General features: G+C 72.7%; 23 protein-coding genes. 10 read left to right on the top strand and 13 right to left on the bottom strand.

Annotated features, from left to right (window positions below; genetic code table 11):
- Nucleotides 1-69 precede the first annotated feature (69 nt).
- The gene (locus F5972_RS23045) at nucleotides 70-609 is read right to left on the bottom strand and encodes a YfgM family protein (protein ID WP_204285749.1); all 540 of its coding nucleotides are present in this window, start codon (nucleotides 607-609) and stop codon (nucleotides 70-72) included.
- A gap of 161 nt (nucleotides 610-770) precedes the next feature.
- On the opposite strand from F5972_RS23045, the gene F5972_RS23040 reads away from it, so the two are divergent.
- Nucleotides 771-1,268 carry a hypothetical protein gene (locus tag F5972_RS23040; RefSeq protein ID WP_150935751.1) on the top strand — a complete coding sequence of 166 codons (498 nt, stop codon included), beginning with the start codon at nucleotides 771-773 and terminating at the stop codon, nucleotides 1,266-1,268.
- A gap of 1 nt (nucleotide 1,269) precedes the next feature.
- Here F5972_RS23040 and F5972_RS23035 read toward each other — a convergent pair whose 3' ends face one another.
- The 4 genes from F5972_RS23035 to F5972_RS23020 all read right to left on the bottom strand — a co-directional run bounded on the left by F5972_RS23035 (nucleotide 1,270) and on the right by F5972_RS23020 (nucleotide 4,504).
- Nucleotides 1,270-1,920: a TetR family transcriptional regulator gene (locus F5972_RS23035; protein WP_150936260.1), complete on the bottom strand. Its 651-nt coding sequence runs from the start codon at nucleotides 1,918-1,920 to the stop codon at nucleotides 1,270-1,272.
- A 158-nt stretch (nucleotides 1,921-2,078) separates the two neighbouring features.
- Complete coding sequence (locus tag F5972_RS23030; RefSeq protein WP_225311760.1) at nucleotides 2,079-3,179, bottom strand: CapA family protein; 1,101 nt, start codon at nucleotides 3,177-3,179, stop codon at nucleotides 2,079-2,081.
- 200 nt (nucleotides 3,180-3,379) lie between these two features.
- Nucleotides 3,380-3,586 carry a DUF397 domain-containing protein gene (locus tag F5972_RS23025; protein WP_117409129.1) on the bottom strand — a complete coding sequence of 69 codons (207 nt, stop codon included), beginning with the start codon at nucleotides 3,584-3,586 and terminating at the stop codon, nucleotides 3,380-3,382.
- A 60-nt stretch (nucleotides 3,587-3,646) separates the two neighbouring features.
- Nucleotides 3,647-4,504, bottom strand: coding sequence for a helix-turn-helix domain-containing protein (locus F5972_RS23020; RefSeq protein WP_150935747.1), 858 nt, complete (start codon nucleotides 4,502-4,504; stop codon nucleotides 3,647-3,649).
- A 563-nt stretch (nucleotides 4,505-5,067) separates the two neighbouring features.
- Here F5972_RS23020 and F5972_RS23015 point away from each other — a divergent pair.
- The 3 genes from F5972_RS23015 to F5972_RS23005 all read left to right on the top strand — a co-directional run bounded on the left by F5972_RS23015 (nucleotide 5,068) and on the right by F5972_RS23005 (nucleotide 7,028).
- Nucleotides 5,068-5,274, top strand: a complete 207-nt coding sequence (locus F5972_RS23015; RefSeq protein WP_150935745.1) for a hypothetical protein — start codon at nucleotides 5,068-5,070, stop codon at nucleotides 5,272-5,274.
- Nucleotides 5,275-5,394: 120 nt separating this feature from the next.
- Complete coding sequence (locus F5972_RS23010) at nucleotides 5,395-5,997, top strand: HD domain-containing protein (protein ID WP_150935743.1); 603 nt, start codon at nucleotides 5,395-5,397, stop codon at nucleotides 5,995-5,997.
- A 119-nt stretch (nucleotides 5,998-6,116) separates the two neighbouring features.
- Nucleotides 6,117-7,028, top strand: a complete 912-nt coding sequence (locus F5972_RS23005; protein WP_150935741.1) for a Rieske (2Fe-2S) protein — start codon at nucleotides 6,117-6,119, stop codon at nucleotides 7,026-7,028.
- 33 nt (nucleotides 7,029-7,061) lie between these two features.
- Here F5972_RS23005 and F5972_RS23000 read toward each other — a convergent pair whose 3' ends face one another.
- The 3 genes from F5972_RS23000 to F5972_RS22990 form a co-directional block, all read right to left on the bottom strand.
- Nucleotides 7,062-7,307 carry a hypothetical protein gene (locus tag F5972_RS23000; RefSeq protein ID WP_225311759.1) on the bottom strand — a complete coding sequence of 82 codons (246 nt, stop codon included), beginning with the start codon at nucleotides 7,305-7,307 and terminating at the stop codon, nucleotides 7,062-7,064.
- Nucleotides 7,308-7,313: 6 nt separating this feature from the next.
- Nucleotides 7,314-8,063, bottom strand: coding sequence for a sulfite exporter TauE/SafE family protein (locus F5972_RS22995; RefSeq protein ID WP_150936258.1), 750 nt, complete (start codon nucleotides 8,061-8,063; stop codon nucleotides 7,314-7,316).
- 95 nt (nucleotides 8,064-8,158) lie between these two features.
- Nucleotides 8,159-8,947, bottom strand: coding sequence for an ABC transporter ATP-binding protein (locus F5972_RS22990; protein ID WP_150935740.1), 789 nt, complete (start codon nucleotides 8,945-8,947; stop codon nucleotides 8,159-8,161).
- A gap of 66 nt (nucleotides 8,948-9,013) precedes the next feature.
- Here F5972_RS22990 and F5972_RS22985 point away from each other — a divergent pair, with 66 nt between their 5' ends.
- Complete coding sequence (locus F5972_RS22985) at nucleotides 9,014-9,745, top strand: hypothetical protein (RefSeq protein WP_225311758.1); 732 nt, start codon at nucleotides 9,014-9,016, stop codon at nucleotides 9,743-9,745.
- Nucleotides 9,746-9,767: 22 nt separating this feature from the next.
- On the opposite strand, the gene F5972_RS22980 is transcribed toward F5972_RS22985, so the two are convergent.
- On the bottom strand, nucleotides 9,768-10,391 hold the full coding sequence (locus F5972_RS22980) for a response regulator (protein WP_150935735.1): 624 nt from the start codon (nucleotides 10,389-10,391) through the stop codon (nucleotides 9,768-9,770).
- Entirely contained in the window at nucleotides 10,388-11,689 is a 1,302-nt protein-coding gene (locus F5972_RS22975) for a GAF domain-containing sensor histidine kinase (protein ID WP_225311757.1), read from the bottom strand. The genes F5972_RS22980 and F5972_RS22975 overlap by 4 nt, the downstream gene beginning before the upstream one ends.
- Nucleotides 11,690-11,813: 124 nt before the next feature.
- On the opposite strand from F5972_RS22975, the gene F5972_RS22970 reads away from it, so the two are divergent.
- From F5972_RS22970 to F5972_RS22955, 4 genes are all read left to right on the top strand, one after another.
- Nucleotides 11,814-12,476 carry an SDR family NAD(P)-dependent oxidoreductase gene (locus F5972_RS22970; RefSeq protein WP_150935733.1) on the top strand — a complete coding sequence of 221 codons (663 nt, stop codon included), beginning with the start codon at nucleotides 11,814-11,816 and terminating at the stop codon, nucleotides 12,474-12,476.
- The gene (locus F5972_RS22965) at nucleotides 12,473-13,573 is read left to right on the top strand and encodes an S-adenosylmethionine:tRNA ribosyltransferase-isomerase (RefSeq protein ID WP_150935731.1); all 1,101 of its coding nucleotides are present in this window, start codon (nucleotides 12,473-12,475) and stop codon (nucleotides 13,571-13,573) included. The genes F5972_RS22970 and F5972_RS22965 overlap by 4 nt, the downstream gene beginning before the upstream one ends.
- 41 nt (nucleotides 13,574-13,614) lie before the next feature.
- The gene (locus F5972_RS22960; RefSeq protein ID WP_150935728.1) at nucleotides 13,615-14,217 is read left to right on the top strand and encodes a hypothetical protein; all 603 of its coding nucleotides are present in this window, start codon (nucleotides 13,615-13,617) and stop codon (nucleotides 14,215-14,217) included.
- 121 nt (nucleotides 14,218-14,338) lie between these two features.
- Nucleotides 14,339-14,899 carry a DUF11 domain-containing protein gene (locus tag F5972_RS22955; RefSeq protein ID WP_191910277.1) on the top strand — a complete coding sequence of 187 codons (561 nt, stop codon included), beginning with the start codon at nucleotides 14,339-14,341 and terminating at the stop codon, nucleotides 14,897-14,899.
- 90 nt (nucleotides 14,900-14,989) lie between these two features.
- Here the strand turns inward: F5972_RS22955 and F5972_RS22950 are convergent, their stop codons facing one another.
- Nucleotides 14,990-15,985: a lysophospholipid acyltransferase family protein gene (locus tag F5972_RS22950; protein ID WP_191910276.1), complete on the bottom strand. Its 996-nt coding sequence runs from the start codon at nucleotides 15,983-15,985 to the stop codon at nucleotides 14,990-14,992.
- Complete coding sequence (locus F5972_RS22945; RefSeq protein WP_150935722.1) at nucleotides 15,982-16,788, bottom strand: GNAT family N-acetyltransferase; 807 nt, start codon at nucleotides 16,786-16,788, stop codon at nucleotides 15,982-15,984. The genes F5972_RS22950 and F5972_RS22945 overlap by 4 nt, the downstream gene beginning before the upstream one ends.
- Before the next feature lie 148 nt (nucleotides 16,789-16,936).
- Here F5972_RS22945 and serB point away from each other — a divergent pair, with 148 nt between their 5' ends.
- On the top strand, nucleotides 16,937-18,160 hold the full coding sequence (gene serB, locus F5972_RS22940) for a phosphoserine phosphatase SerB (RefSeq protein ID WP_191910275.1): 1,224 nt from the start codon (nucleotides 16,937-16,939) through the stop codon (nucleotides 18,158-18,160).
- A 6-nt stretch (nucleotides 18,161-18,166) separates the two neighbouring features.
- Here the strand turns inward: serB and F5972_RS22935 are convergent, their stop codons facing one another.
- Nucleotides 18,167-20,443 (bottom strand): FUSC family protein, encoded by a 2,277-nt coding sequence (locus F5972_RS22935; RefSeq protein WP_150935720.1) that lies wholly within the window; start codon nucleotides 20,441-20,443, stop codon nucleotides 18,167-18,169.
- Nucleotides 20,444-20,571 lie beyond the last annotated feature (128 nt).

The following is a 20,571-nucleotide window of genomic DNA, read 5'->3' as shown; positions in this document are numbered from 1 at the left end:
CCACCTGTGTCTCCACGACCGCGACCGGCGAGGCCGTCCACGGCGCTCGGAGTCAGGCGGGCCTACTGCTCAGCGGGTGATGTCGAGAAGGGCGTCGAGGTCGTCCTCGGGCAGCCCGAGATCGACCCGGATGCGGTAGCGGGTGCGCAGCAGCGAGTCGCGAATGCCCGATCCGGTGGGGCCGCAGGCGCGGATGCCTTCGGTGGCCCAGTCGTGCGCCGCCTCCGCGTCGCCGTACGCGACCAGGGTCTCGGCGATGGTGAGCGCGGTGGCCGGGTTCCAGTCACCCGTCCGGATCGCGGCGATCAGCACCCTGGCCTCGTCGGGCCGGTCCAGCTCGAACAGAGTGTCGGCGATGCCTGCGCGTGGATCCACCGGCACCTCTCCGCCGTCCTCGATGGCGCTCTGGTAGCGGTCGAGCGCGGCGGCCGGCTGGCCGGCCTGGCGCCACTCCTCCGCGGCGAGCATGAGAATCGCCGCCCTCGACATCTCGCCCGACTCGTACCCCTGGGCCAGCGCGTCGAGGCGACGGGCGAGGGCACCGTGGTCATCGAGCAGCAGGGCCTGTTCGAGCAGACGGTCCACCTGCTCATTTGTCACATGTGCCACAGTGCCGAGGCTACCGACCCGAGCCTGGTTTCGCAGGGCAACGCGAGGCATTGACGAAGCAACGATTAGTAGACCTTCCGCTACTATGCGCTTTTCTCCGCAGATAGACGGGCATATCGCACCACGCCTGCGCATTCGAGCCCTGGCGAGGAGCGTCCAGCATGTCCAAGCGAGTGATCCTGACTCTCGCCTCCGCAACGGTGCTCGCCGCCGTGGTCCCCGGTGTCGCCGGTTACCTCACGGCGCAGTACGAGGCGCTCGGGCAGGCTCGCGCCGAACTCGCCCGGCTGCAGGCGCAGTTGCGGATGATGGAGCTCACGATCGAGCCCGCCGCCCTGCGATGCCGCACCGGCGAGTCCGGCAGGCGATCGCCGCTCCAGGCGGACGACGACGACTCGCGCCAGCTCATGATCCCCCCGCGCACCCATACCCGGTCGTGGCAGAACACGGCGTACGTGCCGGTCAACACGCCGGGGCTGTGGCCCTCCATCGAGGCGCCCGGCATCACCAGCCCCCGCGTGGGCACCCCCGGCGCCCTCGACCCCCGGACGGTCTATCCCCGGGCCGTCAGCCCGCGAATGGTCAACCCGCAGGCCGTCAGCCCGCGCGTCGTGACCGGGCCGCAGGCTCCGTCCGAGCCCGCCCGTCCACGGGAGTGACTCACCGCCGGCGCGACTCGGCGGCGTTGAGCTGCCGGGAGAGATATCCGCGTACGAGTTGCTTCGCCTCGGCCACGATCCCGGGGTCGCCGTGCGGGTCATGGCGGAAGGCGAGCTTGAGCACCGCGTCCCCGGCCTCGACCGCGACGAGAATGGCACGGTCCAAATCCTCGCCGTCGGCGAGCCCGAATTCGGTCAGGAGCAGCGCCCGGAGGCGTCCGGCGATCACCGTGTTGTTGTCCGCGACGGAGTCGAGCAGGTCGAGGTCGAAGACGTCGCCGAAGTGCAGTGAGCGGAAACCCGGCACGGTCCGGTGCATCTCGACGTACTCGTCGATGATGGCGTCGACCGCGTCCCACCAGCTGGTGTAGTCATCGATCATGAAGCGGCGCCCGACCCGCGCGGCGAACAACTCGACGTTGCGCCGCGCCAGCGCCCGGCTGAGCGCCCGCTTGTCGGGAAAGAACTGGTAGACCGAGCCGATGGCCACTCCGGCCCGTTCGGCGACCCGGGTGGTCGTGAGGGCGTCGTACCCGCCCTCGTCGAGCAGTTCCGCGCAGGCGTCGAGCATCCGCTCCACCCTGCGGGCGCTGCGACGCTGTGAGGGGCGCCGCCGCAGCGGCTCTCCGGCGTGCGACGAGCGCGGTGACATGCTCTCACCACCCCTGGGACCCCGGCCTTCGACGACGAGATCACCCATCTCCGACACCACCCGGCTGGACACCCACCCATCTTGCCTGTTTCACGGTCCGCGGTCAGGGCTTAGCGGTCACTCGCCGGAAATGCGGCAAGATTCCGGTGTCGTCGCCGTCACGAGTCCCGCGGCGCGGCCGACAGGCCGGTGCAGCCGCGCAGCGCGCGGTACGCGCCGACCGCCTGCTCCCTGGCTCCGCCGGTGACCGGGACGGGCACTCCGCCGTTGATCCGGGCGGGGGTCCACTGGTCCTTGAGGACCTTCCTCCCGTTGATGGTCAGGGTCAGCACGCCGGTCGTCCCGGTCTGCGGACCCCAGTTGTAGAAGGCGAAGTTGCCGAGGCCGTACTGCACGTACGCCTGGCCGGAGTAGCCGCCGCCCAGCAGGATGTGCGCGTGGCTGCCCACCACCACGTCGGCTCCCGCCTCCACGAGCTTGTCCGCCAGGCCGCGCTGCACCGGTGTCGGGCACTTCACCAGCTCGGCGCCCCAGTGGAGGAACACGATGACGGTGTCGCTGTTCTTGCGGGCCTGCCGTACGGCGCGCAGGATGCGCGGCTCGTTCTTCGCGGAGGCGAGCCCGGCCTTGTCACCGGCGGCGGTCCAGGACTGGATGAACTGCTCGTCGAGCACCTGCGTGGCGCCGATGATCGACACGCGGTTGCCGTTGACCGTCCTGCGGTAGGGCCGGTATGCCTCGGTCTCGTTCGCGCCGATGCCGATGACCGGGAACTTCGACGACCTGATGGCGGCCAGCGTGTCGCGCAGGCCGCTCTCCATGTAGTCCATGCCGTGGTTGTTGGCCATCGTCACGACGTCCACCCCGGCGGCCTTGAGAGCGGTGAAGGCCGTCGCCGGGGCGCGGAAGGTGAACTGCTTGCCCGGCGCGGGCGTGCCGCCGGTGGTGATGGCGGTCTCGAGGTTGAGCGCGGTGAGGTTCGACCTGCGCAGCACGGCGGCGATCGGGCCGAGTGCGGTGCGCGGGTCGGCGTTCAGCCGGTTGCGCAGCACGCCTTCGAAGTGCACGTCCCCAGCGAAGGAGATCGTGTAGGGCCGCCGCTGCGGCTTGGGGGACGACGCGGAGGAGGTCGTCGTCTCCTGCCGTTCCTGCCGCGACGCGCCGGGAACGGACTCGCTCTCCGCCGCGCTGCAGCCGGCGGCGAGGAGGGCGGACGCGAGGAGGGTGAACAGGGCCGGGGCGAGGGGAAGACGTCTCACGGCACCTGAGCATGCCATCTCCCGCGGTCCCGCGGAGGACGGGTTCCCGTTCCGCCCAGGCGTCCCGGGGCTTCCTGCCCGGCCCCGCCGCCCCGTTTGCACCCTCATACAGGCCCCGTACAAGCCCCGTGTAGGGCCCGCGCGGACGCGGGTCCTGCACGGGGCCGTGACCGGTCAGAGAAACCTGCCGGAGAAACCGCTCAGAGGTCGAACTCGCCGTCCTTGACGCCGCCGACGAACGCGTCCCACTCGGCGGGCGTGAAAACGAGCGCCGGACCATCCTGGTTCTTGCTGTCGCGTACGCCGACGTGGCCGCCCGGCAGGACGGCCACCTCCACGCAGGCGCAGTTGTTAGAGCTCCGGCTGCTCTTCCACCAGGCGGCGCCGGACAGGTCAATCGAGTTCATGGAAGGTGTTCTCTCCCCCCGGAGATTCTCCGCGCGGATTTCCGGGGCGGTCTTGAGGCTCTATCGCCAATGACGGACAGTTTTTTCCAGGAGCCTGCGGGAGTCGTCCACGTCAAGAGCCTTCGTCTCCAGGTAGTCGAATGCCACCTCGTACCGGTAGACGATCGTCTCGTCCTCGACCAGGCGTCCGCCCAGGAGTGCCTCCAGGTACACGACGTCATGGAACTCGGGCAGTTTGAGGTGGCTGAACGCTCCGGTGTTGATCGGGTGGGCCGTGTCGAGCGGAAGGATCCGCAACTCGACGTTCGGCAGCTCAGACACCTCGATCAACCGCCCGAGCTGCTCCCGCATCACCTCGTCGCCGCCGAACCGGCGCAGCAGGACCGACTCCTCGACCACGGCCGAGATGGCCAGCGGATTGTCCACCCGCAGAACCGCCTGCTGGCGGGCCATCCGGACCTCGATCCGGCTGCGGACGCCGCCCGGCGCCTCAAGGGTGCTCCGCTGCCCGCTCTCCATCATGGCGCGGACGTACGCCTCGGTCTGAAACAGACCCGGCACCACCTGGGGTTCCCAGTCGCGTGCCGTCGTGGCTTCGGCCTCCAGGCCCAGGAACGTCGTGTATTCCTTGGGCAGGGAGTCGCGATAGTCCTCCCACCAGCCCTTCCGGGTCGCGTCCCGGTGCAGGGCGAGCAGCTCTTGGCGTTGGCGCGAATCTACCATGTAGATCACCAGAAGCGCCTCAACGTCGCTCTCGCGAGGTGCGGTGCGCGCCGTCTCGATTCTGCTGATCTTCGCGGCCGACCAGCCGAGCCGGGTCGCGACCTGGTCACCGGTCATGTCGGCGCGCTCACGCAACCGGCGCAGTTCCTGCCCCAGCCGCCGCCGCCGGACGGTGGGACTGCCGTGCTCGGGCATCCCGGCCGACCTCCTTCGTCCGGTGGAGCGGGCGCACGGATGTAGGGCGCCCTGTCCGAAGATACCTCGCCCGCCGATGCAAGTTGCAGTGAAAATTGCACTGCATCCGCAGAAGATTGTTGCGGATTTCTTTTCGCCAAGTATTGCAGCGGAATGTGAACTGGGTCACGATCGATACAGGAAAGGTCTCCCGGACGGTGGGGACGCCGGCGGTCGCCGGCGGAATGTTCCGGAGCCCGATTTCCTACCCGGGGCACGCGCCCGGCCGGTTTCCGAGGCATGGGCGCCGCCCGCCTCGGGTGCGCGTGACAACGGGAGGCATCCGAGCCAGCGGGATTTCGACACCCGGCCGGTGGGGCCGGCGCTCGCGCCGCGCGAGCAGTGACCACTACAGGGACCACGAACAGGGACCACTACAGGGCCGTTCCGGGCGCGGAGCGCGCTCTCCGTTCGTTGAACCCAGCACAACGAACTCGGGGCCACGAACACAGCACGACGAATGCACGACGACGAACTCAGCACGACGAGATCTCCGCTTGGCACCCATCCGGAAGGAGACTCCCATGAATCCCCCCGGTGCCGCCTGGTTCTCATTGATAAGAAGCCGGATGACGACGGCCGACCTGGCTCTGTGCGCCGAGCAGGACAGATGGGCCCGCGAGCTCAGGTGGACCGTCAGCCGCACCGGCTTCGGCGCCCGGCAGTATCGCGATCCCCGCTTCGACCTCGTCCAGGAACTGGAGGAGGTCGGCCGCCTCTTCCGCGCGTGACGCGGGGACACCGTGACGCCATGTCACCCGTGACATGCGGTCACCGCCGCCGAACGCCCCGGCGCGGCACACGCTCGCGGATCAGGCGGAAGACGACGGCGACCGGTTAGGCTTGCGCGGGTGACGACCGCGCTCATCCACGAACGGCTGCAGTCCCAGCTCGCCTTCCACACCGAGATCGACAAGCTGAAGCGCGTCATCCGCCGGAACTCTCTCATCGACGGGTCGCGCCGGGAGAACGACGCCGAGCATTCCTGGCATCTGGGCGTGATGGCGATGACCCTGGCCGAGCACGCGCCTCCCGGCACCGACATGGCGAGGGTGGTCGCCATGCTGCTCGTCCACGACATCGTGGAGATCGACGCCGGCGACACCTTCATCTACGACTCCGTCGCGGTGGAGGGGCAGGCCGCCCTCGAACGCGCGGCGGCCGACCGGATCTTCGGGCTGCTGCCGGAGGACCAGGGAGCGGGCCTGCGGGGCCTGTGGGACGAGTTCGAGGAGCGGCGCACACCGGAGGCGAGGTTCGCCCGGGCGCTCGACCGGCTCGCGCCGATCATCGCGAACCACCACAACGAGGGCGGCACCTGGTCGCTCTACAAGGTGACCGCCCGCCAGGTGATGGAGAAGGTGCGGCTCATCGAGGAGGGCTCGCCCACGCTCGGCGAGTACGCCGCCGGGCTCGTCTCCGCCTCGGTCGCCCGGGGCCACCTCGCGCCCTGACGCTTCCGCCGCTCGGAGACCCGGGCGAGCGCGCCTGAAACCCGCGTATACCGTCTCATTCCTGTCCATGTTCACACCTGTGACGCGCGGGTACGTGATCCGGTGTTAGGGGGCGAGACATGGAAGAGACGACGAGGTCGCGGCGTACGGGCCGGATGGCGCGGAGAGTCCCCGCCGCCGAGGTCTTCGACGGGCTTGAGCGGGCCACCGTGCTCGACCGGCCGATCGCTGTCATCTCCAAACAGGTGCGCCGCAAGCTCGGCCCGGGCAAGACCCGGGACTTCCTGCACGGCGTGCCCATCGGACATCCGCTGCACCCGGCGCTCGCGATGGTCAGCTTCGGCTGCTGGCTGTCGGCCGGCGTGGTCGACATGACGAAGACCGGGTCGCGGGCGGCCCGCACGCTGATCCTCGCGGGGCTGGGCAGCGCCGTCCCCACGGTGGCGGCCGGCCTCACCGACTGGTCCACGCTCCACCGCGAACAGCAGCGGGTGGGCCTGGTGCACGCGATGACCAACGCGGCCGCGGCCGTCTGCTACACCGGCTCCCTGCTGTTACGGATGCGGGGACGTGAGCGGGCGGGCCGGACCCTGGCGTACGCCGGGCTCGCGGCGGCCTCCGCGGGCGGCTATCTCGGCGGGCACATGTCCTACCGGCAGGCGGCCGGGGCCAACCACGCGGAGTCGGTCGGCCATCTCGTGCCGCTCGGCTGGCACGACCTGTGCGCCCTGAAGGAACTGCCCAACGGGCGGCCGGTGCGGCGGCGGCTGGGCTACATCGACCTGTTCGTCATCCGTCTCGGCGACGACGTGAGCGTGCTCGCGGACAACTGCTCCCACCTCGGCGGCCCTCTTCACCAGGGGCGGGTCGCGATGGAGAACGGCGAGCCCTGCATCGTCTGCCCCTGGCACGGCAGCGCCTTCCGCATCTCCGACGGCAGGGTCACGCACGGCCCCGCGACGTCGCGCCAGCCGGCCTTCCAGACCCGGTTGCGGCAGGACGGCGTGGTGCAGGTCCGTCCCGCCGAGTGACCGCGCCCGGTCACTCGACCGCGGCGACCGGCATCACTCGGTGTCGGGGCCGCGGTCGTCGGCGGGATGCTCGACCAGCGCGAGCACCCGGTTGGACATGAACCTCGCGGTGCGGACGGGGGTGCCCGACCGCGTCACCTCGGTGACCTCCACGACTCCCCGGCCCGTGGTGACCTCGATCCGGCGTCCCGCCCTGGTCGCGATCATCTCGTACGTGCGCGGGGTGCCTCCGGCATCGATCACGATCTCCACCCGGTCGCCCTTCACGAAGGCATACATACCCTTTCAGAACACCAGCTTCACTATCGCCACGATTCCGACGACAACAATGAAGCCCCGGAGCAAGGGTGCGGGCAGTCTGCGGCCGAGGCGGGCGCCGAGGAAGCCGCCCGCGGCCGACCCCAGCGCCACCGTCAGCGCGGCCGCCCAGTCCACCGGCGCGATGAACGCGAACAGCACCGCCGCGGTGGCGTTGACCAGCAGCGACAGCAGGTTCTTGGCCGCGTTGACCCGTTGCAGGTCCTCGTCGAGGAAACTGCCGAGCAGGCCGATCAGGACGATCCCCTGGGCCGCGCCGAAGTAGCCGCCGTACATCCCGGCGCCGAGGACGCCCGCCCAGAGCCACGGCCCACCGTGCGGGTGTGGCCGCCGCCGCGCGGCCAGCCACTCGTTGATCCTGGGCTGGAACACCACCATGAGGCAGGCCAGGCCGATGAGCACCGGGACGATGACCCGGAAGGCCTCCGCGGGCAGGCGCAGGAGCAGCAGCCCGCCGGCGAGCGAGCCGATCACCGAGGCGGCGCCCAGCCGGACCAGACGCTCGCGCTGGCCCCTGAGCTCCGCACGGTAGCCGAGCACCCCGGTCACCCCGCCGGGGACGAGGCCGACGTTGTTCGACACGTTGGCGACGATCGGCGGGAACCCGACGGCCAGCATCGTGGGGAACGTGATCAGCGACCCCGATCCCACGACCGCGTTGATGGCCCCGGCCCCCACACCGGCCGCGAAGACCGCGACCGCCTCCCACGGCGTCACTCGCACCTGCTCCCTCGTACGGCTGTCGCCTCAGGGTAGGCGTCGGGCCCGCGCGGGCGGCCGGAGGGGGACCCGGCCGGCCGTACCCCGGAGGGTCAGAGGGGCCGGGCGTACCAGCGGCCGGTCTGGCCCCGGTCGAGGTGCAGCGGGACGCCGAAGGTGGCCGACAGGTTCTCCGCGGTCATCGCCGTCTCGATCGGCCCCTCGTCGACGACCGCGCCGCCGCGCAGCAGCAGCACGTGGGTGAACCCGGCCGGGATCTCCTCGACGTGATGGGTGACCAGGACCATCGTCGGCGACGCCGGGTCCTGGGCCAGCGCGCCGAGGCGGCGTACCAGGTCCTCGCGGCCGGCCACGTCGAGCCCGGCGGCGGGCTCGTCGAGCAGGAGCAGCTCGGGGTCCGGCATGAGCGCGCGGGCGATCTGCACGCGCTTGCGCTCGCCCTCCGACAGCGTCGAGAAGCGCCGCCGGATCAGGTGCGCGCAGCCGAGCTGGTCGATCAGCTCGACGGCGCGGGTGACGTCGTTGGAGTCGTACTCCTCGTTCCAGCGGCCCAGGATGGCGTACGACGCGGTGAGCACGAGATCGATGACCTTCTCGTCCGGCGGGATGCGCTCCGACAGCGCCGCGCTGGCCAGCCCGATCCGGGGCCGCAGGTCGAACACGTCCGTCTGGCCGAGCCGCTCGCCGAGGATCTCCACCGACCCCTCGGTCGGGAACAGCAGCGAGGCGGCCACCTGGAGCAACGTCGTCTTGCCCGCGCCGTTGGGCCCGATGATCACCCAGCGCTCGTCCTCGCGCACGCTCCAGTCGATGCCGCGCAGCAGGGCGGCGCCGTCCCTGCGGACGGCCACGTCCTGAAGCTGAAGCACCTGACCGCCCATCGTGGTCCCCCTCCTGTGGTTCTCTGGGATAAAACTATGGCAGTCCGACCACATATCGTGGATCGGGTGCACACCGATTCACCGATCTCGGCCACGCTCGTCGCCTGGGGCAACGCCTGGCTCCTGGGACACGTGAGTCTGGAGACCGCCCTCGACCGCGTCGAGCGCGAGGCGGGGCCCCAGGTGGTGGCGGCGGAGGGGATCGAGACCCCCCTGCTGGCCTTCCTCCTGGACCGCAGGATCGAGGGGCTGAGCGCGTTCCGCCTCGCCCTGCCGGTCTCCGGCGACCCGCTCGGGCTCACCGGCCCGCCCTCCTTCAACGGCGTCGCCATCGACGCCGGTCAGGCCGTCGTGGCCGTGCTGTCCGGCAGGTGCCTCGGCCTCGTGCCGTCCGCCGACCGGCGCGGCTCGTCGTACCGCGGCGTCCGCTGGGCCACGGCCGAGGCGTCGGCGGCGCCCCCCGACGTGCCCTCGCTGGCGGAGGCGGAGCAGTCCCTGCGGACCGCCATGGTCGCCGCCACCGAGGCGCTGCTCGGCGTGGGCGGCCCGGCGCAGGGCTTCCCCGCGGCGGACGCGCTCGACCGCGCGGGCGAGGCCCTCGCCCCCGGCTATCCGGGCAGGGCGCACCGGGTCGGCGCGCTCGCCGCCCGGCTCGCCGTCGCGCTCCGCCTGGCCGACGAGCGCGGTCTCACCTCCGGGCAGGTCGCCGTGCGCGGCGCCGTCCTGCGCGACCTCGACCGGGCCGTACGGCGGGCCAGGGTCGCCGCGCACAACGCCATCGTGGAGTCCCAGGTCTGACCGACCTGACCCCCGGCGGCGCTCAGGCCAGGCCGTGCCGTACGGCGTAGAGCGCGGCCTGGGTGCGGTCCTGCACGCCGAGCTTCATGAGCACGTTGGAGACGTGGGTCTTCACCGTCTTCTCCGCCACCACCAGCGCGCGGGCGATCTCCCGGTTCGACCGTCCCGCCGCGATGTGCCGCAGCACCTCGCGCTCCCGGTCGGTCAGCGTGGCCGCCTGTTCCGGCCGCGCACGCTCCGCCGGGCCCGACAGCATGGCCTCGGCCGCCTCCGGCGCGAGCAGGACCTGCCCGCTGTGCACGGCGTGGATCGCCCGCACGAGCGCGGCCGGGTCCACGTCCTTGTAGAGGAAGCCCGCCGCGCCCGCGCGCATCGCCGGTGCGACGTCGCCGCGGTCGCTCACCGACGTGAGGACGATCACCCGCACGTCCCGCCCGCTCAGCTCCGCCAGCGCGCCGAGGCCGTCGAGCACCGGCATCCTCAGGTCGAGCAGCAGCACGTCGGGGGCGAGCGACTCGGTCAGCGCGACGGCCTCGGCGCCGTCCGCCGCCTCGCCGACGACGCCGATGTCCTCCTGGATCTCCAGAAACGTGCGCAGTCCCTGCCGTACGACGGGGTGGTCGTCGGCGATGAGCACGCGGATCACGCGGGCACCTCCAGTCGTACGGTCGTGCCGCGGCCGGGCGTGGAGGAGACCGACAGCGTGCCGCCGACGGCCTGGGCCCGGTCGCCCATCGAGGGCAGCCCCAGGCCGCGTGCCGCCGTCCCGCTCATGTCGTCGCTGTCGAAGCCCGCGCCGTCGTCGGTCACCTCCAGCGCCAGGGTGGCCGCGGCGCGCGTGAGGCGCACGCCGATGCGGCCGGCCCCGGCGTGCCGTACGGCGTTGTGCAGCGCCTCCTGGGCGACCCGGAGCACGGCGACCTCGACCTCGGGCGGCAGGTCGCCGGGCGGCTCGCCCTCGGCCGTGAACGCGACGGTCGCGGGATGCAGGCGGTCGAGCAGGGCCACCTGCTCGCGCAGGCCCTCCACGAGGCCGTACCGGTCCAGCTCGGGCGGGCGCAGTTCCACGATCACGGCGCGCAACTCGGTCAGCGCCTCCCCCGCCATCCGCTCGACCCGCTCGATCGCCTCGGCCGCCCGCTCGGGCTCGGTGCGGGCCAGCGCGGCGGCGGCCCGCGCGGTCAGCCGCAGCGAGAACAGCTTCTGGCTGACGGCGTCGTGCAGCTCGCGGGCCATCCGCGTGCGTTCCTCGATCACCGTGAGCTCGCGCCCGCGCTCGTAGAGGCGGGCGTTGGTGAGCGCGATGGCGGCGTGCGCCGCGAACAGCGTCAGCAGGTCCTCGTCGGCCTCGTCGAACCCGCCGGGCGTGCGCTTGTTCGACAGGAAGATGATCCCGAGCACGGTGTCGCCGTCCGTGATCGGCACGCCGAGGAAGTCCGTGAGCACGGGATGGGCCTTCGGCCACCACCCGTACCGCGGATCCTGGCGGATGTCGGGCAGCCGGACCGGCCTTCCCTCGCGCAGCAGCGCGCCCAGCATGCCGTGCTGGCGCGGGGTGGGGCCGATGGCCTTCCACTGCTCGTCGGAGATGCCCTCAGCCACGAACTCCGCGAACGCGCCGTCGTCGTCGGGCACGCCGAGCGCGGCGTAGCGGGCGTCCAGCAGCCGTCGCGCGGACCGCACGATGACCTGGAGGACCTCCCGGACCGAAAGGTGACGGGTCACCGCGAGCACGGCCGAACTGACCGCGTGCAGCACGGCGTCCCGATCCCGTGCGTCGCGATCCCGGGCGTCCGGGTCGTGGGCGTCCTCTGCGGCGGCATGGTCCAGGGCGGCTCGCTCGCGGGCGCACGTGTCCGGTCCCGGCCGGAGCGGCTCGGCACACGTGTCCGGGCCGGACCGGAGCGGCTCGGGCGGGGGAACGGTGTCGGCGGGCTCGGGCACGCACCCAGCGTAGGTCGCCCGGCGCCCGGCGCGCGTCGGCCGGTGGACCTAGGGCCAACTGCCGAACCCGTGCCGGGCCGTGGTCCGATGCCCGCCTGACCTGCCGCTTCCTAGCGTGAAGCGCATGAGACAGGCACTCATCACCGGAGCGTCGCGAGGGCTGGGACTGGCCCTCGCCAAAGCGCTCGCCGCCGACGGCTGGTCGCTCCTCCTCACCGCGCGGGGCGAGGAGGACCTGATGTCCGCGGCCTTCGACCTCGGCGCCCGGGCCATTCCCGGAGACGTCGCCGATCCCGCGCACGTGGCCCGGCTCGCCGAGGCCGTCCCCGAACTGGACCTGCTCGTGAACAACGCGAGCGGGCTCGGCCCGGCCCCGCTGCCCCGGCTCGCCGACTATCCGCTGGACTCCCTGCGGGCCCTGTTCGAGACGAACGTGGTCGGGCCGCTGGCGCTGATCCAGGCCACGCTGCCCGCGCTGCGCAAGCGGCAGGGCGCGATCGTGAACATCTCGTCCGACGCCGCCGTGGAGGCGTACGAGGGCTGGGGCGGCTACGGCGCGACCAAGGCCGCCCTCGACCAGGTCTCGAACGTCCTCGCCGCCGAGGAGCCCGACGTCGCCGTGTGGTGGGTGGACCCGGGCGAGATGCGGACCCGCATGCTGGCGGACGCGGTCGGCGAGGAGGAGGCCGGGACGGCGCCGCCACCGGAGAGCGTGGCGCCGGCCCTGCTGCGCCTCGTCGCCGGCCGCCCCGCGCCGGGCCGCTTCACCCGCGGAGACCTGCGATGACCGGCCCCGGCGGGCCGGCGGACGTGATCGGGGGGCCCGGCAGGCCGCGGGCGTCGGGCGACTCGCTGACGTTCGCGCTCGCGGCGCCGCTGGAGGCCCGTGAGCCGCCCGAGGCACGCGGGCTGCGCCGCGACGAGGTCAGGCTGCTGGTCTCCCGCCGCGACACCGGCGAGGTCACTCATCACGTCTTCGCCGACCTGCCGTCGCTGCTGGCCCCCGGCGACCTGCTCGTGGTGAACGACTCCGCCACCCTGCCCGCGGCCGTACGGCTCGACCGCCTGGCCGTGCACTTCTCGGGCCGGCTCGCGTCCGGCGACTGGCTGGTGGAGTTGCGCCGCCGTACGGCCACGGCGACGGAGCCCTATCTCGGCGCGGCACCGGGGGAATGGCTGCCGCTGCCGGGAGGGGCCACGCTGCGCCTGGTCGAGCGGGAGACGGCGCGGCTGTGGCGGGCCCGCCTGGACCGCGACGTGCTCTCCTACCTCGCCGCGCACGGCGTGCCGATCCGGTACGGCTACGTGCGGCGCGACTGGCCGCTCGCGGACTACCAGACGGTCTTCGGGGTGGAGCCCGGCAGCGCGGAGATGCCGAGCGCGGGCCGTCCGTTCACCCCGGAACTCGTGACCGCGCTGGTCAGCCGGGGCATCGGCATCGCTCCGATCACGCTGCACACCGGCGTCGCGTCTCCGGAGAAGGACGAACCGCCCTATCCGGAGTGGTTCTCGGTCTCCGCGCGTACGGCCCTGCTGGCGAACCTCACCCGCGCGCACGGGGGCCGGGTGATCGCCGTCGGCACGACGGTCGTACGCGCTCTGGAGACGGCGGCGCGGCCTCCGGTCGCCGGGCCACGCCATGGGGAGGCGGGGCCCGACGGCGGGGTGCGGGCGCTGTCGGGGTGGACCTCCCACGTGGTCACCCCGGCGGGAGGCGTCCGCGCGGTGGACGGGCTGATCACGGGCCTGCACGAGCCGCGTTCGAGCCATCTGATGATGCTGTCGGCGATCACCGGGACCGGGGTGCTGGCCGAGGCGTACGAGGAGGCGCTGCGGGAGGGCTACCTGTGGCACGAGTTCGGCGACAGCCATCTCATTCTCTGATATGTGACGAATCTGAGATTTTGTTGGTCAAGGCTGTCTACATGCGAACCCTCATCCGTAAGTCGACGACGTCGCTGGTCGCATCACTGGCCGCCGGAGCGCTGGTGGTCTCCGCCCCCACCGCCGCGTCGGCGTCCGCTCCGTCCCTGGCGCCCACGGCGGCGCGGGCGGCCAGCACCACGAGCACCAGCGCGAGCACCAGCTCGGCCACCACCGCGGCCGCCGCCGCCCCGGTCTCCATCAAGGTGAGCTATCCCTACCGGGTCAGGGCGGGCCGGGTGGTGTCCTTCAAGGTCACCCTCGTCAACAAGCTCAAGACCAGGACGGACGAGATATTCCTGGCCGCGAAGTTCCCCAAGAATGTCACCAAGGCCCGAATTTACGTTCCGCAAGGTTCTCGCTACAACGAGCGGTGCACCCGGGAGCGAATCCGAGCACTCTGCGTACTGCCCGGCCTGAAGAAGGGGAGGAGTTACACGTTCTGGGCCAAGGCCTGGGTGAGCGGATCCGCGCGGGGCAAGCTCTACGGCTATTTCGGCGGAGCCGTGACCGACACGCCGCTCAACACCGACCCCAAGCAGCTGCTCAACGAGTTCGGCGGCAGCATCAGCTGGGTGAAGACGAAGAGCACAATCACCCGCTGACAATTGGATCCGCAATCTTCACAATAAAGATCTTTACGGATGATGTGGGGGGATGGTACAAAATTTCCCCCTTGTGGGGGAACCTCCCTTTCTCCCCATCGTCCTCAGGAGACACACGCTCATGCGTCACCCGATCGTGAAGATCGTCGGCCTCGCGACGGCCGCGCCGCTCGCGGGGGCCCTGTTCCTCGCCGCGGCCCCGGCGGCCTCGGCCGCCCCGGCGTCCACCGCCGCGGCGACCGCCAAGGCGGAGCCGTACTCGAGCTTCTACGTGGTCGCGAAGGGCCCGAAGAAGGCCAGGGCCGGCTCGCGGATCACCTACACCGTCGGCGCGGTCAACCGGGGCCCGCACCTCGCCGACACGTACTTCGTCGGCGGCCAGCTGCCCAAGGGGATCGAGCGCAAGGTGTACTACAGCGCTCCCAAGGGCACGGAATGCGCCTTCTTCTCCGACGGCTTCTGGTGCGTGGTGCCCCGCGCGCTGGAGGTCGACGACGCGGTCTCGTTCTCGGTCACCGTCAAGCTGAAGAAGGGCGCCCGCGGCACGGCCCTCGCCCGCGTCGGTGTGGACCAGTGGGACGTCCCCAACGGCGCCGAGGACCTCAACCGGCGCGCCTGGAAGGAACTGGGCGTCAAGCACTGGTACTTCCTGAAGACGGTCAAGACGAAGATCGTCCGCTGACCTCGCCGTACCGAACCCGACGACGCCCGTCTGCCCCGGCAGGCGGGCGTCCGCCGTTTCCGGGGCCACCGCCCGGCCACGGCGACCGGCTCAGGCGGCCAGGGCGGGTCTGCCGGATTCGGGCAGGAGTGCCGTTCTGACCTGGGCCTCGGCGATCCTGGCGAGCGCCGCTCGCGCCGCGCCCCGCCGGGACCATTCGCCCTGCCCCTCGGCGCGCGCGTCCGCCGGATGGAGGCCCAGCGGGGCCGTCCGCTCCAGGCGTACGCCGGGGAAGACGGTCACCTCCGCGACCAGATCGCGGGTCGCGACGATGCGCAGGAGCGAGGCGACCAGGGTGTCGTCGCCGACGAACGAGGGCCGGGTGGACGGCGTGGCGCACTCGCCCGTGCCTTCCACGAAGCGCAGCGCGACCGGCCGTACGGGCACTCCCGCGTCGAGCGCGGCCTGGAAGACGGCCGGGCGGAAACGCCCCATCTCCCGGCCGCACCAGGTGGTGCCCTCCGGGAACGCCGCGACGCTCTCGCCGCGGCCCAGCGCGGCGGCCATGTCCGCGACGACCCGCGGCAGGGTGGACAAGGCGTCCCTGTCGACGAACAGCGCGCCGCCGCCCGTGGCCAGGGTGCGGATCACCGGCCACCTGGCCACCTCCGCCTTGGCCAGCGGGCGGCAGGGGAGGGTCGCGGCCATCACCAGGGGATCGAGCCAGGAGACGTGGTTGCCCACGAGCAGGGCCGGGCCGTCGTCGTCGCGTACGGCCCGCGCCCGGGCGGACCCTCCGAGGCAGGAGAACCCGCGGCGGGTCACCACCCTGATGCCGAGGGCCCGCAGGAACAGGCGCGACCAGCGGGCCACCGCCGTTCCCCGCCGGGCCGTACGGCCGATCACGAGCGCGACCGGCAGACCGGCGGCGAGCACCGCGAGCGCGCCGGCGAGCCGGGCGGCCCGCCGCAGCGGCCCGGCCGTACGCGTCTGCGCCCGCACACACGCGGCGGGCGCGCAGGACGACAGGGGCAGCCAGACCGAGCGCTCAACGGACCCCGAAGGGGTCGCCGAGGGGGCCGGCGGCAGGGGCGTGACCGCGCTCACCGGGTCTCTCCCAGGAAGTGCCGCAGGTAGCGCGGGTCGGTCTCGGCCAGCGAGAGCAGTACGAAGAAGTCCGCCGTGCCGAAATCCGGGTCGTACGCGGGCGCTCCGCAGATCCAGGCGCCGAGCCGCAGATAGCCGCGCAGCAGCGGCGGCAGCACGAACCGGTCGGTCCGGGGCACCCCGGCGTCGCGCCAGGGCGTGCGCGGAGTCACCCGATACTCCTCCGGCCCGAGCGGCACCCGGTCGACCACCCCCGCGGCGACCACGCCGCCGTCGTCCAGCGGCACCGAGCAGCAGCCCGCCAGCCAGGTGTGGCCGTGGTCGGCGAGATAGCGGGCGATCCCCGCCCACATCAGCGCGACGACCGCCCCGCCGCGGTGGTCGGGATGCACGCAGGTGCGCCCCGCCTCGACCAGGCCGCCGCGCAGGCCCTTCAGCGCGCCGAGGTCGAACTCGGTCTCCGAGTAGAGCCGGTCCGAGCGGCCGGGCGGCAGCAGGCGGTAGGTGCCGACCACGGTGTCCCCCTCGCGGACGAGGAGATGGTCGCAGTACGCGTCGAACCGGTCGGCGTCGTGACCGTTCAGCGGCGAGTCCAGCCGGGCGCCCATCTCGACGGCGAAGACCTCGTGGCGCAGCCGCTGGGCAGCGCGGACGTCGGCGGCGCTCTCGGCGAGGCGCACGGTGTAGCGGCCGGTGTCGCGGCCCCTGCGGGGGCCATCGTGAGGGCCGTCGTGAGTGCTCGTGTGGGGGCCGGTCCGCAGAGAGCCGGGCTGGAGGGGCCCGGGGCCAAGGGAGATCGTCATAGGTCGTCACGTCCTTCCTCGGGGCAAGCGCCCACCACCATGACGACATGCGGAAATGACGCCGCTCCCTCAGGCCGGGGGCACGAAGGCGTCCGCATCGTGAACCTCGTGCGCGGCCACGACAAGCCGCACAGTAACCTCAAACAACGTGAACCAGCGCACGCTCCTGATCACGCTGACCGGTCCGGATCGCCCGGGCGTCACCTCCCGGCTTTTCGCCGTACTGGCCGGGTTCCCGGTCGTCGTGGCCGACGTGGAGCAGGTCGTCATCCGCGGCCGTCTGACCCTTGGCGTTCTCGTCGCCTACGCCGGAGGGCCGCCCACCGGCACCGGAGGCACCATCGGCGGGCTGTGGACCGCCGTCGAGCAGGTGGCCGCCGACCTCGACATGGACCTGGAGATCGCCACCGGCACGACCTCCAAGGAGAAACGACGGCGCGGACGCCTGCACGTCACCGTCCTGGGCGCGCCGCTGCTGCCCGCCGCGATGGCGGGGATCTCCGGGCGGATCGCCGCGAGCGGCGCCAACATCGACAGGATCGAACGGCTGTCGAGCTATCCCGTCACCTGCATCGAGCTCGCGGTCTCGGGGGCGGACCCGCAGGCGCTGCGGGCCGAACTCGCCGCCGAGGCGGCCGCCCAGCAGGTGGACGTGGCCGTCCAGCGCACCGGGCTGCACCGCCGCGCCAAGCGGCTCATCGTGATGGACGTCGACTCGACGCTGATCCAGAACGAGGTCATCGAGCTGCTGGCCCGGCACGCCGGGTGCCTCGACGAGGTCGCCCGGGTGACCGACGAGGCCATGCGGGGCGAGCTCGACTTCGCCGAGTCGCTGGTCAGACGGGTCGCGCTGCTCGAAGGCCTGTCCGAGGAGGTCTTCGAGAAGGTCGTCAAGGAGGTCGTCCTCACCCCCGGCGCGCGCACGCTGGTCCGCACGCTCAAGCGGCTCGACTACCGCTTCGCGATCGTCAGCGGCGGCTTCACCCAGATCACCGACTCTCTCGTGGCGGACCTCGGCATCGACTATTCGGCCGCCAACACCCTGGAGGTGGTGGACGGCCGGCTCACCGGCCGGGTCGTCGGCGAGATCGTGGACCGGCCGGGCAAGGCCCGCGCGCTGGAGCGGTTCGCCGCCGAGGCGGGCATCCCGCTGAGCCAGACCGTGGCGATCGGCGACGGCGCCAACGACCTCGACATGTTCGCCGTCGCCGGGCTCGGCATCGCGTTCAACGCCAAGCCGATCGTCCGGCAGGCCGCCGACACCGCGGTCAACGTGCCCTACCTCGACTCGATTCTCTACCTTCTCGGCATCTCCCGCGAGGAGGTGGAGGCGGCCGACGCCGAGGACGGCATGCCTCCCGCCACCACCTGACGCCCCTCACCGTACGGCCGCGAAGGCGCCGCCCGCCGCGGCGCAGAGCCGTACGGCGTCGGCGTCCAGCGAGCGCAGGGCCTGGTCGGCGGCGGCGGTCCGCAGGAGCGCACGGCGCGATCCGGCGGCCTCCGGCGCCGACTCGAGCTCGGCGAGCCGGCGCTCGGCCTGCGCGCCGACCCACATCGCGTCGTCGGCGAGCCCGCGGCTCACGCCCTCACCCGGCTCGTACGGCTCCCCCGCCTGCACGGCCTGGGAGGCGGCCTGGAGCTGCCCGGCCACGGCGTCCAGCACGTCGGCGACCGGCCCCGCCCCGATCGGCTCGTCCCGGAGCAGCGAGACCATCGTCAGCAGGTCGTCGCGGACCCGCTGGGCGGCGTCGAGGGCCCCTCCGACGGCCTCAGGGGCGGTGCCGCCCGGTTCTCTCGCGATGTAGCCGAGCGCGCCGGTGACCATCTCGGCGTCCACCCCGGCCCTCCTGATCCGGTCCTCGGCCCGTTCGGCGGCCATCCTTCCCCGTGCCAGCTGGGCCAGCGCGCGGGCGGCCGCCGCGTGCGAGCCGAGCATCCGGCCCACCCGGTCGGCGAGCCGCCGTGTCTCGCCACGTGGCCACAGCAGCCGCGTGCAGGCGATCGCGATGGCCCCGCCCGCGAGGGTGAGGACGACCCGTGACTCGGCGATCCGAGCCGTCTGCGGCACCTGGAAATCGAGCAGCAGCAGCACGCACATCGTCATGAACGTCGCCCAGTAGGCCTGGTGGGTCGGGGCCAGGCCGAACGCCAGCGCGGCCGACACCCCGATCAGCGCCACGAGCGCCCAGTGACCGGGCGTGAGGTTGAGCACGGCGGCCGAGACCAGCCCGCCGACCGTGCTGCCGCCCACCCGCGCCCACACCCTCGCCCGCGTCTCGCCGTACGTCGGCTGGATGGTGACCAGCACCGCGATCACCAGCCAGTGCGGGAACGCCGGCTTGAAGAGCACGATGACCACCGAGGCGAAGGCCGTGCCGAGGACGACGCGCAGGGCGTGCCGCACCCGGGGGTCGTCGAAGGCGAGCGGCGGGGGCGCGGCGAGCCCGCCGAAGCCGAGCGCGGCGGCGTCGAGCCCGCCGATGTCGAGCCTTGGCGCGCAGAGGCGGCGGGCCTGCGCGGCGGACCCGTCCAGCGCCGCCTGGATCCGTCCCACGCTGTGGGCGACCTGACGCAGCAGGACGAGCACGACCTTCTCCCGCTCTCCGCCGGTGGTCCGCTCGCGCAACCGGTCGACCCGGGCGCCGAAGTCGACCACCGGTTCCCGCAGCGGAGGGCAGTCGGCCAGGTAGGCCCGCAACGCGTCGGCGAGCGACGCGGTCAGGTCGCCGATCCCGGCCTCCTCCACCGCGCGGGGGGCCCGGCGTCGCAGCGTGTCACACAGGCCGCGCAGCGCGACGATCTCGTGGAACACCCGGCGGAGCGCGAGCGCGACGTCGTCCGCCGCCCGCGATCGTTCGCCGCGCAGCCGCCGGGCCCGGGCCGTGCCGACCGCGGCGAGCGCGTCCGCCGCCGCCCGGCGGCGCGCGTCCCACTCGTCCCGGCCCTCGCTCCGGCCCTCGTTCCGGCTCTCGTTCCGTTCAGCGGCGGGGCTCGCGGCCGGGTGTGCGTCCTGGCGCCCGTCGGTCCCCGCGTCGCGGCCCGCGGCGCCGGCGGTGGGGCCGGGCATCGAGCCTTTGTCTGCCCCGGGCACCGCCTCCGCCAGCGCGGCCAGTGCGGCGGCCACCTCGTTCAGCGTCGTGATGGCCGGGCGGGTACGCCGCCACGGCCAGGGCAGGGTGAGCAGGACGGCAGGCAGCAGCCCGCCGAGCAGTTGCAGGCCCGTGTGCGGCAGGGGATCGAGCGGCAGCGGGTTCGCGGCCGTCAGCAGCAGCGTGAGCGCCGGTGTGACGCCGATCGGCCGTACCAGCCCGCCGAGCCCGGCCAGGGCCGAGGCGGCGCCGATCATCATCCAGCTGCTGCCCGACACCAGGACCCCGAGCGACGTTCCCACGCCGACCGAGACCACCACCCCGAACAGGTACGGCGTCCGTACGCCCGCGGGGTTCACGATGGCCCGCGCTGCCACCAGCCACGCGCCGAGCCCGACCGTCGCGCCCCCGGCCGGATGGCCGGTGAGCAGGCCCACGAGCAACGGGACCACCAGGCAGCAGGCTCCGGACAGCCCGAAGCCGAGCGCGAGGCGCGGATCCTCCGGCCTCGGCGCCCTGGCGAATGCGATGTCCCGGAGCGGCAGGAGCAGGTCCCTACCCACGATCCGCGACCGTTATCACCTCGGGGCGGGCCGGGGCCGCTCCGCTTCAGGGCCGGGGGCCGCTCCGCTCCAGGGCCGGGGGCCGCTCCGCTTCAGGGCCGGGGGCCGCTCCGCTTCGGGGCCGGGGG

The organism is Microbispora cellulosiformans, assembly GCF_008728085.1.
In the GTDB taxonomy this organism is placed as follows: domain Bacteria; phylum Actinomycetota; class Actinomycetes; order Streptosporangiales; family Streptosporangiaceae; genus Microbispora; species Microbispora amethystogenes.
Note: the sequence above shows the minus strand (reverse complement) of the source record. Positions and strands in the feature narration are given on the sequence as shown.